Source organism: Sandarakinorhabdus cyanobacteriorum (genome assembly GCF_002251755.1).
Lineage (GTDB): Bacteria > Pseudomonadota > Alphaproteobacteria > Sphingomonadales > Sphingomonadaceae > Sandarakinorhabdus > Sandarakinorhabdus cyanobacteriorum.
In genome coordinates, this window is the sequence record NZ_NOXT01000105.1 from 21,580 (window position 1) to 34,028 (window position 12,449).

Genomic DNA, 12,449 nt, shown 5'->3' on the forward strand with positions numbered 1-12,449 from the left:
CCGGGGGCCGGCCTCGACCAGTTGCTGACGGGGGTCAGGCCGCCCGCCGGCTGGCCAGCACCTGAGCATAGCCGGCGAACAGCGCCTCGAAATGTTCATCGATGGTGCGGCAGTCTGGCGCGGCCGCGATGGCGCGGGCGCGCATCGCCGGCAATTGCGGAATCGCCTCGGCCAGCACCCCGGCCAGGCTGGCGGCGTCGAGGGACTTGAAGGCAAAGCCCAGCCCCGGCTCCAGCTGGTCATAGGCCGCGCCTTCGTCGGGCACGATCAGCGGCAGGCCGCTGGCCCGCGCTTCGGCGCAGGCGATGCCAAAGGTTTCGGCCGGGGCACCGTGCACCATCATGTCGGCACTGGCGAGGATGCGGGCGAATTCGGGCCGGTCGCGCACCGGCGCGATCAGCTGGATGTGCGGATTTTCCCCCACGGCGCGCACCACGCTGGCGCGGCCATGGCCATCGCCCAGGATGATCAGGCCCATCGGCCGGCCATAGCTGGCCGCCGTCACGCCGGCGATCACCATCGGCCACTGCTTTTCCGGGCTGTGCCGGCCCACGCCCACCAGCAAGGTGGCTTCGGGCGGCAGCGAACATTGCGCCAGCAGCCGGGCGCGCAGGCCCTCATCCCGGTTGGCCGGGGAAAACACGCCCGGATCAACGCCCAGCGCATTGTCGACAATATGGGTCAGGCCGCCATCGCGAAGCCGCTTTGACAGGCTGGGCGCCGCCGAGATCACCTGATCATAACGCGCATCAAGCCGGCGCAGATAGCGCCAGAACCAGTCAAAGCCGCGATCGATGGCCTGGCGCGGCAGGAAGCCATCGAGGTAGCGATAGACCCAGGCCGACAGCGGCTCGGCATGCATGAACAGGCTGCGCGGGGCGGCGCCCGGCCAGTCCGCCACCGCCGCGGCGCTGCCCCAGGGCGAGGAGCATTCGATGAAATCCGGCTGGTGCGCGTCCAGCGCGGCATGGATGATGCGGTCGCTGGCGAAATAGAAATAATTGCGGTCCAGCGGGAAGCGCGGGCTCTTGATGCTGATCAGCCGGGCCTTGCCCACCTGCCGCACGCCATCCTCGGCGCCCGGCACCACCACGGTCAGCCGCACGCCGTGGCGCTCCGCCACCTCAAGCTTGCGGTGGGTATAGGTGCGGATCCCGCCGCCATCGGGCGAGTAAAGCGCAGAGATGTCGACCACGTGCACGTGCGTGCGGTTTCCTGCCGGGTTGGGCCTGTGCCCATAAGCGGCGGCGGGGGTGCAGGGTCAACCCCCTTTGCGGTCGCCGGTCAATTTGCCGGGCGATCCAGCGGCCCAAAGCTGAACAGGCCACGGCGATAATTCAGGCGGATGCTGATATCGGTCAGGCCCGGCCCGGCGGCAAAGCGCACGGCGGCGGCCTTGGGCTTGGACAGGCCCAGCTTGGGATTGTTCGGAAAGCCCACGCCATCGGATGACAGGCCGAATTTCCGGTTCATGTCGCGATCGTGCAGCAGGCTGAGCGTGTATTGGCCCGGCCCCGGCACACGGATGCACAATTGCACGGCGCCGGCCGGCGGCACCGGCATTTCCACCCGGCGGAACGTCTTGCCGGCGTTGATCAGGATATTGTCGTCTTCCAGGAAATCCTTGTCATTGTCCGGATACAGCTCGGCCCGCATGTTGCCCTTGCGGTCCTTCAGCCCGACAATGGTGACAATCACCGCCGGCCCGGCTTCGTTCGGGCGGCATTGCCCTTCGGCCTTGCCCAGATTGGGGTTGGATTCCACCTGCGCCTGCGCCGCTGCGGGCAGCAGGGCCAGCATCACCGCCAGTGCCGCCTGCCTCATTTCTTGCGCCACCCCGCCGCCTCGCTGCCCATCAGCAGCAGGCCCAGGCCCAGGTGGGTGACCAGCAACAGGCTGGCCATCATCGCCATCAGCGTGCCGACAGCGGCATCCTGGCCGATCATGAACACCGCCAGCGCGGCGAACACCACATCCTTGTTGGGCAGGAAGGGCAGGCGCGACAGCAGCATGCGCATCGCCGACAGCAGCACCCACAGCTTCCAGCTTTCGGCCGGCAGCGCCAGGTGCCAGCACCAGCCGGTGAGCACCAGCGTTGCCACCACGCGCAGCATCTGCACCGCCGTCACATGCCACAGGTCGCGGGCCGGCAGGCTGAACAATATTTTCCGGAACAGCAGCACGCCCGATGAAATCACCAGCATCAGCACCACCGACCAGGTGAAGGCGCTGGAATCAATGCCCAGATGCAGCGTGTCGAGCAGCGGATAGGCCATCACCATCAGGATGAGGGTGACAATATTGGCTGCCATCGCCGACAGGATGGCAACATCCTTGATGGCGCCAAAGGGCGCGGATGTCATGCCGGTGCGCTGCCGGGCCCAGGTGTAGAAATAAAGATCGCCGACATAGCCGGTGATCAGCTCGTTGCCGATCAGCTTGCGCAAAAGGGCCAGGAAGCCCGACGCCGGGATCTGCCACAGCCGGCGGAAGATGATGAAATCGCCCAGCGGCCCGGCAAAATAGGACAGGGCATAGACCGCCCAGAAACCGATGCCGGCCGGCACGATCGCCACCATGCGGGCAAAATCCACCTGCGCCAGCTGCACCAGCGCGGCAATCAGCACGGCAAGGGTGATGGCCGAACCCACCCACCAGGTCCAGCCGCGCTCGCTGCGCGGCAGCGCAGGCAGCGTTTCCGGTCCCAGGCTGGAGGGGGCGGCGCCGGCGTCACTCTGATACATGTCTGGCGCCAAATCCTCTGAACTCGTCTCGGCCCTATCGCGCCAATATGGCAATTTCGCGACGTCGGACAAGGGTTGGGGCCGGGAGGCGGGCAAGGGCGGCCGCGCGCCCGGCGGCGGCTCGCTCACAGCAGCGGGGCGATATGGGCCAGCAGCCGGTCGCGGTTTTCCATGTGGCAGATGAGGATATCGGGCGTCAGCGGCCGTTCCTGGTTGAATTTCAGCGCGCTGCCGTCCAGCCGCGACACCCACAGGCCGGCGGCCTGGGCCACAGCAGCGGGCGCGCCGCTGTCCCACTCGTTCATGTCGCCCTGGTGCAGATAGACATCCACCTCGCCGCGCACCACGGCCAGCGTCTTCACGCCGGCGCTGCCCATCGGCACCAGTTCACCGCCCACGGTGGCGGCCAGCGCCTCGGCCATCGGCGCCGGCCGCGTGCGGCTGACAGCAAAGCGCAGGGCATCCGCCGGGGCCGGGATGGCCGGCGGGTTGGCGGTGCAGAAACATTGATCCAGTGCCGGCTGCGCCACGGCGCCATCGGCGATGCGGCCATCGATACTCAGCGCGACATGCACCGCCCAGTCGTGCCGGTGCTCGCCATATTCACGCGTGCCGTCCAGCGGATCGACCAGCCACACCCGCCGCGCCGCCAGCCGCGCCAGATCGGGCGCTTCCTCTTCCGACAATATGGCATCGTCCGGCCGGGCGGCGCGCAGCGCGTCCATCAGAAACCGGTTGGCATCGGCATCACCGGCCTTGCCGAGCGCCTTGCCTTCCAGGCCGCTGTCGCGGCGCAGGGCAAGCAGGATCTGGCCGGCTTCGGTGGCAAGCTGGCGGGCGAGAGCGGCATCGGTCATCATGGCCGCCTCCACTGGCAGGCACCGGGAGCGGGCGCAAGTCGCATCAATGCTGGTGGATGGCCTTCACCACCTGAAAGGCGCGCATCCCCTCCGGCCCGTCCTCGCTGCCGTGGCCGCTGTCCTTCACCCCGCCAAAGGGCGCATCGGCGGCGCTCATTGCCATCATGTTGATGCCCACCATGCCGGCCTCCACTGCGTCCGAAAGGATGTTGGCGGTGCGGGCATTTTCGGTGAACAGATAGGCGGCAAGGCCAAAGGGCAGGCGGTTGGCCTCGGCAATGGCCTCGTCAAGCGTTGTGACACGGCTCACGGTGGCAACCGGGCCGAACGGCTCCTCGTTCATCAGCCGGGCGGTCAGCGGCACATCGGCCAGCACGGTTGGGGCCCAGAAATTGCCGGCGCTGCCCAGCCGTTCGCCGCCGGCCAGCAAGGTTCCGCCCTGCGCCAGTGCATCACCGATCAGGCCGGCCATCGCAGCCGGTCGGCGCGCGTTGGCCAGCGGGCCCATCTGGGTGCCGGCATCCAGCCCCGGCCCCACCTGCAGCGCCCGCGCGCGCTCGGCCAGCGCAGCGGCAAACCGGTCGGCAATGGCGTCGTGCACGATGATGCGGGTGGGCGATACGCACACCTGGCCGGCGTTGCGCCACTTGAAGGCGCTGACCATGGTGACCGCCTTCTCGAAATCGGCATCCTCCCACACGATCACCGGGCCATGGCCGCCCAGTTCCATGGTGGTGCGCTTGGCCCCGGCGGCAGCCAGCGCCATCAGATGCTTGCCCACCGGCACCGATCCGGTGAAGCTGATCTTGCGGATCACCGGGCTGGCGATCAGGTCGCGCGACACGTGGTCGGGCACGCCGAACACCATGCTGGCCACCGGTGCCGGCAGCCCGGCATCTATGAAGCATTGCAGCACCAAGGCGGCGGTGCCGGGGGCTTCCTCGGGCGGCTTGATGATCATGCTGCACCCGGCCGCCAGCGCCGGCGCCAGCTTGCGCGCCGGGTTCAGGATCGGGAAATTCCACGGGCACAGCGCCAGGCTGGGGCCCACCGGCTCGTGCACCACCAGGCTGCGCTGCCCGGCCGGCCGCGCCAGCACCCGGCCATAGTTGCGGCGCACCTCGCCGGCATAAAACTCCACCAGCGCCGCCGTATAGGCCGCCTCGCCGCGCGCTTCGGCCAGCGGCTTGCCCTGTTCCAGCGTGGCGGTGGTTGCGATCAGCTCGCTGCGCTCGCGGATCAGCCGGGCGGCGCCGGCCAGCACGGCGGCCTTCTGATCGATCGATGTTGCCCGCCACAGCGGATAGCCGCGCTGGGCCGCATCCAGCGCGGCATCCAGATCGGCCGTGGTGGCCAGCGGCAGCTCGGCCAGCGGGCGGCCATCGGCCGGGTTGATCACCACATGCACATCGCGGCCCTCGCGCGCCAGCCAGTGGCCATCGATGAACAGGCTGGGCCGGGCGGGATAATCGGTCATGGCAGGGCTCCTTTGCGATAACTCTCTAATCCAAGCAGCTTGCCAGCCAAGGGGCTTGCGGGCAGGCTGACATTGGGACGGGCAAAAGCCCGCCGATGGGGAGGGAAATGGATGGGCGCCAACGGGCCGCCAACCGCTGTGCATCCGCGGCTGCTGCTGTGGACATTGCTGGTCGTCTATATCTTCAACTTCATCGATCGCCAGATCGTCTCCATCCTGGCCGAACCCATTGCCCGCGAACTCCATCTGTCCGACAGCCAGATCGGCCTGATGACCGGCCTTGCCTTCGCGCTTTTCTATGCCACGCTGGGCGTGCCCATCGCCCGCTGGGCCGACAAGGGCGGCACCGACCGGTCAAAGCTCATCGCCATGTGCCTCGTCGTCTGGTCGGGCATGACGGCCTTGTGCGGCGTGGCGCAGAATTATTGGCAATTGCTGCTCGCCCGCATCGGCGTCGGCGTGGGGGAGGCCGGCTGCACCCCCACCGCCCATGCCCTGATTGCCGACAGTCTGCCGCCCGAAAAGCGCGCCGGCGGCATCGCCTTCTTCGGCCTTGGCATCCCCATCGGCGGCCTGATGGGCACGCTGATCGGTGGCGGCGTTGCCGAGGCGCTGGGCTGGCGCCAGGCCTTCTGGCTGGTCGGCCTGCCCGGCATTGCGCTCGCCATCTTCGTCTGGCTGGTGCTGAAAGACCCGCGCCGCGCCCGTGCCGCCCCCGTCAACGCGCCGCCGCGCCTGTCGATGTGGGCCGGGCTGAAGGCGCTGGCCACCTCGCCGGCCTATTGCCTGATCCTCGCCGGGGCCTCGCTCGTCGCCTTCCTTTCCTATGGCAAGGGCGTCTGGGTGCTGATCTATTTCCAGCGCACCCACAAATTGTCGGTGGGCGAAACCTCGCTCTGGGTTGGGGTGATCCTCGGGATTGCCGGCATCATTGGCACCTGGGCTGGCGGTTGGGCCGCCGATCGCTGGGGCGCGAAGGATCGCCGCCACATGCTCACCCTGCCGGCGGTTGCCATGGTGCTGGCCGCGCCGATCCTGTTCATGGGCTATGCCGCCGATGATTGGCGCCTGGCGATTGCGCTGCTCGTGCTGCCCACCATCGCCAATTCGGCCTATTACGGCCCGGCCTATGGCGCCGCCCAGGTGCTGGCCCGGCCCGACACGCGGGCGATGGCGGCGGCCTGGATGGTGTTCGGCCAGAATCTGATCGGGCTGGGCCTTGGCCCGCTGCTGTTTGGGGCGCTGTCGCAATGGCTGAAGGCCGATTATGGCGCCGAATCGGTGCGCATCGTGCTGTATTTTGCGGCCTGGGCCGGGCTGCTGCCGGCGCTGCTGTTCTGGCTGGGCGCCCGCGCGCTTGGCCGCGAAACCAACGGAAAGGATGCGACCGATGCAGGTCTTGCGCACGCCGGATGAGGCCTTTGCCGGCCTGACCGATTATCCCTTTGCGCCGCACTACCACCAGCTCACCGACCGCGCCTCAGGCGCACCGCTGCGGCTGCATTATGTTGATGAAGGCCCGCGCGATGCTGCCCCCGTGCTGTTGATGCACGGCGAACCCAGCTGGTCCTATCTCTACCGCAAGTTCGTCGGCCCGCTCACCGCCGCCGGCCACCGCGTTGTTGCGCCCGATCTCATCGGCTTCGGCAAGTCCGACAAGCCGGCGGCGCGCACGGATTACACGTTCGAACGCCATGTCGAATGGATGAGCGACTGGCTGACCGCGCTCGATCTCAAGGGCATCACCCTGTTCTGCCAGGATTGGGGCGGCCTCATCGGCCTGCGCCTGGTGGCCGCCTTCCCGGAACGCTTCGCCCGGCTGGTCATTGCCAACACCGGGCTGCCGGTGGGCACCGGCTGGTCGCCGGGCTTCAAGGCCTGGCTGGATTTCTCGCAAAGCGTGCCGCAATTCCCGGTCGGCTTCATCGTCAACGGCGGCACCACCCGCGAACTCACCCCGGCCGAAGTCGCCGCCTATGATGCGCCCTTCCCGGACGAGACGTTCAAGGAAGGCGCCCGCCAGTTCCCCACCCTGGTGCCCGTCACGCCCGAACATGCCAGCGTCGCCGAGAACAAGGCGGCGTGGGAGGTGCTGTCCCGCTTCGACAAGCCGGTCGTCACCTGCTTTTCCGACAAGGATGCCGTGACGGCGGGCGGGGAGAAGGTCTTCATCGAACGCGTGCCCGGCGCCCGCGGCCAGCCGCACACGATCGTGGCCGGCGGCGGCCATTTCCTGCAGGAAGACGCACCCGAAGAGCTGGTGCGCATCATCCTCGACCATATCAACAGGGGGTAAGCCACATGGAGGTGACCAACGAGACCGCGTCCCGGCCGGAACTGGCCCAGGCCTTTTTCAGCGATGCCGATCATGGCCCGATGGTCATGGTCAACCTGCTGAAGTTCAAGGACAAGGCGACCTATCCCGACGGCCGCGATCCCGATCTGTCGGGCCGCGAGGCCTATGACCGTTATGGCGCTGCCGTGGTGGATTGCCTGAAGGCGGTGGGCGGCCATGTCGTCTATTCCGGCCCGGTCACCGGCATCCTGTTGGGCGATGTCGGGGAACTCTGGGATGCCGTCGCGCTGGCCTATTATCCCAGCCCGCAGGCCATGCTGCAGATGGTGGCAACGCCCGAATATCAGGCCATCGAGATTCACCGATATGCCGGGCTGGCCGGCCAGCTCAACATCCGCACGAAGCCCCGCGCATGACCAGCAAGTCACCTCTGGCCTTCGACCTGTTCTGGTCCTTCCGCTCGCCCTATTCCTATCTGCTGCTGCCGCGCGTGGTTGATCTCGTCGCCACCCACAATGTCGCCTGCAATGTCCGCATCGTCTATCCGATCGCAGTCCGGCAGGCGGATTTCTTCCAGAAGGTCGATCCGCTGTGGATGTTCTATCTGATGCGCGACACCTATCGCGAGGCCGAATTCTTGCGCATGCCCTATCGCTGGCCCAAGCCCGACCCGGTCTACATGGACCCGGCCACCCGCCTATATCCGCCCGAACAGCCGCACATCCACCGCCTGTCGCATCTCGGCATCGCCGCGACGGAGGCCGGGCGCGGCCTCGCCTTCATCCGCGAAGTCTCCCACACCATCTGGTCGGGCACGGTGGATGATTGGCACGAGGGCGATCATCTGGCCGATGCCGCCGCCCGTGCCGGGCTCGATCTTGCCGCGCTGGATGCCGCCGTCGCTGCCAATCCCGATCATTATCGCGCCCGGATCGAGGCCAATCAGGACGCCCAGCGCGCCGCCGGCCATTATGGCGTGCCGCTGATGGCGCTGGATGGCGAACCCTTCTTCGGCCAGGACCGTTTCGACCAGCTGGTCTGGCGCCTCAGGCAAAAGGGCCTGCAGGCCCGCTAACGGCGCCGCCAGCGCCGGCCCACCCACAGGCTCACCGCCAGTAGCCACAGGCTGGCCAGCATCGGGGCCAGCCGGCCGGGCAGCAGATCGCGCGTCGCATTGTCCTGGATCTGCTGCGGCGCGCTGTAACCGGGCGGCATCGGCAGCACCTGATTGGCCCTCGCCCAATCCGCCCAGGCCGCCTGCATCGCCGCCAGCCGGGCCGGATCGGCCGCCGCCAGATCGCGCGCCTCGCCCGGATCGGCCATGATGTCAAACAGATGCCAGGCGCCATCGCCATAGGGCGGCAGATTCTTCACCAGCTTGTACGGCCCCTGATACAGCACCGCATTGCCCGACAGTTCATAACCGATGGGTTCGGCCGCATCATGCACCGCCGCCGCCGGATCGATCAGCGCCGGCACCAGGGAACGGCCCTCCAGCCCCTGCCGCCCGGCGATGCCGGCCAGATCCAGCAGCGTGGGCGCCAGATCGACGGCATGGGCCGGCGCCGTCGCCACCTGCCCGCGGGCCTGGCGCAGGCCGGGCGGCAGCGACAGGATGAACGGCACCCGCACCCCGCCTTCCCAGGCGCTGAACTTGAAACCGCGCAAGGGGCTGGCCGCCGCGCTGGCCCAGCTGGCGCCGATATAGGTGAAGCTGCCCGGCTGGCCCTGCCGTTCGGATGCAAGATCATATTGCAGCCGGGCATTGAAGGTGGTGAAGCGGTTGGCTTCCGGGTTGGTGGCCTCCGCGCCATTGTCCGATACGAACACGAACAGCGTGTTGTCATACTGGCCGCTGGCCTTCAGATGCGCCACCAGCCGGCCGACCTCGCGGTCCATCGCGGTGGCCATGCCGGCATAAACCGCCATCGCCCGGGCCCAGCGCGCCCGTTCCGCCGCATCCAGCGCCTGCCAGTCGCGCGTGCTGTCCATCACCACTGGGGTGATCGCCGGCAACAGCCCGGCCCGCGCCACCCCGGCGGCGCGGCGCGCACGCAGCGCCGTCCAGCCGGCAGCATAACGGCCCTGGTATCGGGCGATGTCGGCTTCGCTGGCCTGCAGCGGGATATGGTTGGCCAGAAAGCCCAGCGTCGCAAAGAAGGGCTTGCCCTGCACGCTGTCGATCTGGGCGATGGCTTCGTCCACGATCAGGGTGGAGCTGTAGAAGCGCCGTGGCAGGCGCGCCGTCTTGCCATCGCGCGTCCAGTCGGCCCGTTCATACAGCAGGCGGTTGGGCTTGTTTTCCATATTGTCCGCCCCCGATTGCGAAAGCGCCAGCGCCCGGTCCCAGCCGCGCGCGGTGGGCAGATCGGCGGCGTCGTGCCCCAGGTGCCATTTGCCGGCATAAAGCGTGGCATAGCCCGCACGCTTGAGCCGTTGCGCCAGCGTGGTCACCCCCGGCGCCAGCATCGCATTGTACCCGGGCTGGCCGCGATGCGCCGGCGGGATGGTTTCCGGCATGTTGCCCAACCCGGCCTTGTGGGCGTTCACGCCGGTCAACAGCATGGCACGGGTGGGCGAACAGCTGGCCGCCACATGGAAATTGGCAAAGCTTGTGCCTTGCCGCGCCAGCGCATCGATGTTCGGCGTGGCAATTTCGCTGCCGTACCGGCCCGGATCGGAAAAGCCCCAGTCGTCCGCGATGATCAGCACGATGTTGGGCCGGGGCGTGGCCGGCGTCTGGGCGGCCGCCGGCGCCAGCGCGCTGGCCGCCAGCAGGATCGCCGCCCGTCGTTTCACAAGGCTGCGTCCTCTATGGCGGTGCTGCCGGCCGGCAGGAACAGGCGCAGGCCATCATCGGCAATGCGGATGCGCCCGCCAAAGCGCTGCGGCGCATCGCCCAGGAAGGCGGCGTGGAACAGCCGGCTGGGCAGCGGCGGCGCGATATGGGTCAGCACCAGTTCGCGCACGCCGGCGCGGGCAGCCAGATCGGCGGCCTGTTCCGGCGTGGTGTGATAATTCAATATGTCCCGCGTGATCTGGGCGGTGCGCGGCTGGCCGCTGCCATCCAGCCCGCGGGTGATGCCGGCCACCAGGCGCGGTTGCAACGCCTCGTGGATCAACAGGTCGGCCCCCTTGGCGGCGCTGGCCACGGCGGCGCTGGCGGCGGTGTCGCCGCTCACCACCACCATCCGGCCCTTGTATTGGATGCGATAGCCCCAGGCCGGCGCCACCGGCGCATGGTTCACGGCAAAGGCGGTGATCACCAGGCCGCCTGCGTTCCACACCACGCCGGGGCCCGCATCGCGCCCGGCAAAGGCGCCGCCGCCGTTGGGGGCAATCGCTGCGCCATGATGGGCGGTGCGATAGGTCGCGTCGGCCGCCAGCATCAGATTATAGCCTTGCGCCACCTGGGCCGTGCCCGGCGGCCCGATCAGCGGCAGCGGGGTGGTTGCCGCGCTGCCGGTCCAGCGCAGCAGCAGCGCCGGGGCCAGGCCTTCGATATGGTCGCTGTGCAGATGGGTCAGCAGCACCGCATCCAGCCCGCCCAGCCGCACGCCCCGGCTCGCCAGCTTGCGCACCGCGCCATCGCCGGCATCGATCAGGATCAGATTGTCGCCGGCCTGCACGGCCAGGCACGCCTCGGCCCGGTCAGGGTCGGGCAGGGGGGTGCCGGTGCCGCAGAACACCAGGGTCAGCCCGTCGCCGGCATCGGCCAGCGCATCCCGGTCGGCCCGGGCGGCAGCGGCCCGGCCATAGATTTCCGTGCCCAACGGCACACGGTTCCACCACAGGCCAGCGGCCAGCAGCAGCAACAGCAAGATCCCCCCAAGGCGTCGCATCGGCCAAGGCTAGGCCGGTGCGGCCGATGAAACAATGGCCTTCGCGCCCTTCCATTCCCCCCGATCAATGATAGCGTGCCGGCCAGACCAAGGGGGGAATAGGGCCATGACGATGATCTTGCGGGTGCTGGTGGCTGCGGTGGGGCTGTTCAACATCGCCATCGGCCTGTTGTTCCTGTTCAATCCGGCCGGTGCCGCCGCCAATTTCTTCCTGATTCCCGATGGCAGCCAGGGCATGGCCACGCTGCGGGCCGATTTCCCCGGTTTCTTCATCACCGGCGGCAGCTTTGCCCTCATTGGGGCCTTGCAAAAGGATGGCCGTGCCCTGCTGGTGCCGGTGATGCTGCTGGCCATCGCCCTCACTGGCCGCGCCGTCTCGCTGGTCGCCGATGGCATCGGCCCGGACGCGATCCCGCCCATGGTCGCCGAAGCGGTGATGATCAGCCTGCTGCTGCTCTGCCGGTCTGGGTTGAAACGCTGATTGACGCGGCCGCCGCGTCATACGAAACTTTGCATTATGCAGAACATTGATTTATTGTAATGACGTGATGAAGTCCCTTGGCCTGCACGAAACCGATGGACGGCGCCTGCGCTCGCAGGCCAGCCGGGAACGCATCATCGATGCCGTGGTGGCAATCATCGATGAAGGCCGGGTGACGCCCAGCGCCGAAGTGGTGGCGATCCGCGCCAATGTCGGCCTGCGCAGCGTGTTCCGCCATTTTGGCGACATGGCCTCGCTCTACACCGCCGTGCTCGAACGCATCGGCAAGCGCTATGTCCACCTCATGCGGCCCTATGAGGCGGCGGATTGGCACGGCCAGCTGCGTGAGTCGCTGGCCCGCCGGCTGGAGCTGTATGAAAGCGGCCTGGCCTACAGCCGCGCGGCGCAACTGTTCCGCGATGGCAGCGCGACGATGAATCTGGGCCCGGGCGTGTTCAACGAAATGCTGCGCAGCCGGCTCGAATCGGTGGTGCCGGCCGCCGCGCGCGCCGACGATCTGTGGCTGGAACAGCTTGATCTGTGGCTCAGCCTTGATTGCTATGCCAGCCTGCGCGAACGGCGCGGCCTGTCGCACACCCAGGCGGCCGAGGTGATGACCGCCGCCGTCGAACGCCTGCTGGCCGACAAGCACTGAACCACGGCCCGCCGCCGCAGTGGCGCGAATTTCTTTGCGTGTGTCTGGGCCAGCGGCTAAACGCTGCCGCTTTCCGCAGGTAAGGTGAACGGCC

Annotated in this window: 13 protein-coding genes; 6 read left to right on the plus strand and 7 right to left on the minus strand. The window is 68.1% G+C overall.

Annotation, left to right across the window (positions count from 1 at the left end; translation table 11 throughout):
• Positions 1-34: 34 nt before the first annotated feature.
• The 5 genes from CHU93_RS07730 to CHU93_RS07750 form a co-directional block, all read right to left on the minus strand.
• Positions 35-1,195, minus strand: coding sequence for a glycosyltransferase (locus tag CHU93_RS07730; RefSeq protein ID WP_243375404.1), 1,161 nt, complete (start codon positions 1,193-1,195; stop codon positions 35-37).
• 89 nt (positions 1,196-1,284) lie between these two features.
• Complete coding sequence (locus tag CHU93_RS07735; RefSeq protein WP_094473522.1) at positions 1,285-1,824, minus strand: DUF2141 domain-containing protein; 540 nt, start codon at positions 1,822-1,824, stop codon at positions 1,285-1,287.
• Positions 1,821-2,744 carry a hypothetical protein gene (locus CHU93_RS07740; RefSeq protein WP_094473523.1) on the minus strand — a complete coding sequence of 308 codons (924 nt, stop codon included), beginning with the start codon at positions 2,742-2,744 and terminating at the stop codon, positions 1,821-1,823. Before CHU93_RS07740 ends, CHU93_RS07735 begins: the two co-directional genes overlap by 4 nt.
• Before the next feature lie 125 nt (positions 2,745-2,869).
• Complete coding sequence (locus tag CHU93_RS07745; RefSeq protein WP_341476568.1) at positions 2,870-3,604, minus strand: 3'(2'),5'-bisphosphate nucleotidase CysQ; 735 nt, start codon at positions 3,602-3,604, stop codon at positions 2,870-2,872.
• Positions 3,605-3,647: 43 nt separating this feature from the next.
• Positions 3,648-5,081: an NAD-dependent succinate-semialdehyde dehydrogenase gene (locus tag CHU93_RS07750; protein ID WP_094473524.1), complete on the minus strand. Its 1,434-nt coding sequence runs from the start codon at positions 5,079-5,081 to the stop codon at positions 3,648-3,650.
• 111 nt (positions 5,082-5,192) lie between these two features.
• Between CHU93_RS07750 and CHU93_RS07755 the strand changes: the two genes are divergently transcribed.
• From CHU93_RS07755 to CHU93_RS07770, 4 genes are read left to right on the plus strand one after another with little or no spacing between them, the layout of a single operon-like run.
• Positions 5,193-6,497, plus strand: a complete 1,305-nt coding sequence (locus CHU93_RS07755) for a spinster family MFS transporter (protein WP_243375406.1) — start codon at positions 5,193-5,195, stop codon at positions 6,495-6,497.
• Complete coding sequence (locus tag CHU93_RS07760; RefSeq protein ID WP_094473525.1) at positions 6,472-7,377, plus strand: haloalkane dehalogenase; 906 nt, start codon at positions 6,472-6,474, stop codon at positions 7,375-7,377. Before CHU93_RS07755 ends, CHU93_RS07760 begins: the two co-directional genes overlap by 26 nt.
• Before the next feature lie 5 nt (positions 7,378-7,382).
• Positions 7,383-7,793: a DUF1330 domain-containing protein gene (locus tag CHU93_RS07765; RefSeq protein ID WP_094473526.1), complete on the plus strand. Its 411-nt coding sequence runs from the start codon at positions 7,383-7,385 to the stop codon at positions 7,791-7,793.
• Positions 7,790-8,452 (plus strand): 2-hydroxychromene-2-carboxylate isomerase, encoded by a 663-nt coding sequence (locus tag CHU93_RS07770; RefSeq protein ID WP_094473527.1) that lies wholly within the window; start codon positions 7,790-7,792, stop codon positions 8,450-8,452. The genes CHU93_RS07765 and CHU93_RS07770 overlap by 4 nt, the downstream gene beginning before the upstream one ends.
• On the opposite strand, the gene CHU93_RS07775 is transcribed toward CHU93_RS07770, so the two are convergent.
• Entirely contained in the window at positions 8,449-10,176 is a 1,728-nt protein-coding gene (locus CHU93_RS07775; protein ID WP_094473528.1) for a sulfatase-like hydrolase/transferase, read from the minus strand. The two genes, CHU93_RS07770 and CHU93_RS07775, sit on opposite strands and share 4 nt — an antisense overlap.
• Positions 10,173-11,219: an MBL fold metallo-hydrolase gene (locus tag CHU93_RS07780; RefSeq protein ID WP_094473529.1), complete on the minus strand. Its 1,047-nt coding sequence runs from the start codon at positions 11,217-11,219 to the stop codon at positions 10,173-10,175. Before CHU93_RS07780 ends, CHU93_RS07775 begins: the two co-directional genes overlap by 4 nt.
• Before the next feature lie 106 nt (positions 11,220-11,325).
• Here CHU93_RS07780 and CHU93_RS07785 point away from each other — a divergent pair, with 106 nt between their 5' ends.
• Together CHU93_RS07785 and CHU93_RS07790 are read left to right on the plus strand one after the other, a co-directional pair.
• Complete coding sequence (locus tag CHU93_RS07785; protein ID WP_094473530.1) at positions 11,326-11,700, plus strand: hypothetical protein; 375 nt, start codon at positions 11,326-11,328, stop codon at positions 11,698-11,700.
• A gap of 64 nt (positions 11,701-11,764) precedes the next feature.
• Entirely contained in the window at positions 11,765-12,355 is a 591-nt protein-coding gene (locus CHU93_RS07790; protein ID WP_133064352.1) for a TetR/AcrR family transcriptional regulator, read from the plus strand.
• Positions 12,356-12,449: the final 94 nt, after the last annotated feature.

Bases quoted from the DNA above. Each gene is read 5' to 3' on its own strand.
- CHU93_RS07735 (WP_094473522.1), bottom strand. From the start codon at position 1,824: ATGAGGCAGGCGGCACTGGCGGTGATGCTGGCCCTGCTGCCCGCAGCG.
- CHU93_RS07740 (WP_094473523.1), bottom strand. From the start codon at position 2,744: ATGTATCAGAGTGACGCCGGCGCCGCCCCCTCCAGCCTGGGACCGGAA.
- CHU93_RS07745 (WP_341476568.1), bottom strand. From the start codon at position 3,604: ATGATGACCGATGCCGCTCTCGCCCGCCAGCTTGCCACCGAAGCCGGC.
- CHU93_RS07750 (WP_094473524.1), bottom strand. From the start codon at position 5,081: ATGACCGATTATCCCGCCCGGCCCAGCCTGTTCATCGATGGCCACTGG.
- CHU93_RS07755 (WP_243375406.1), top strand. From the start codon at position 5,193: ATGGGCGCCAACGGGCCGCCAACCGCTGTGCATCCGCGGCTGCTGCTG.
- CHU93_RS07760 (WP_094473525.1), top strand. From the start codon at position 6,472: ATGCAGGTCTTGCGCACGCCGGATGAGGCCTTTGCCGGCCTGACCGAT.
- CHU93_RS07765 (WP_094473526.1), top strand. From the start codon at position 7,383: ATGGAGGTGACCAACGAGACCGCGTCCCGGCCGGAACTGGCCCAGGCC.
- CHU93_RS07770 (WP_094473527.1), top strand. From the start codon at position 7,790: ATGACCAGCAAGTCACCTCTGGCCTTCGACCTGTTCTGGTCCTTCCGC.
- CHU93_RS07780 (WP_094473529.1), bottom strand. From the start codon at position 11,219: ATGCGACGCCTTGGGGGGATCTTGCTGTTGCTGCTGCTGGCCGCTGGC.
- CHU93_RS07785 (WP_094473530.1), top strand. From the start codon at position 11,326: ATGACGATGATCTTGCGGGTGCTGGTGGCTGCGGTGGGGCTGTTCAAC.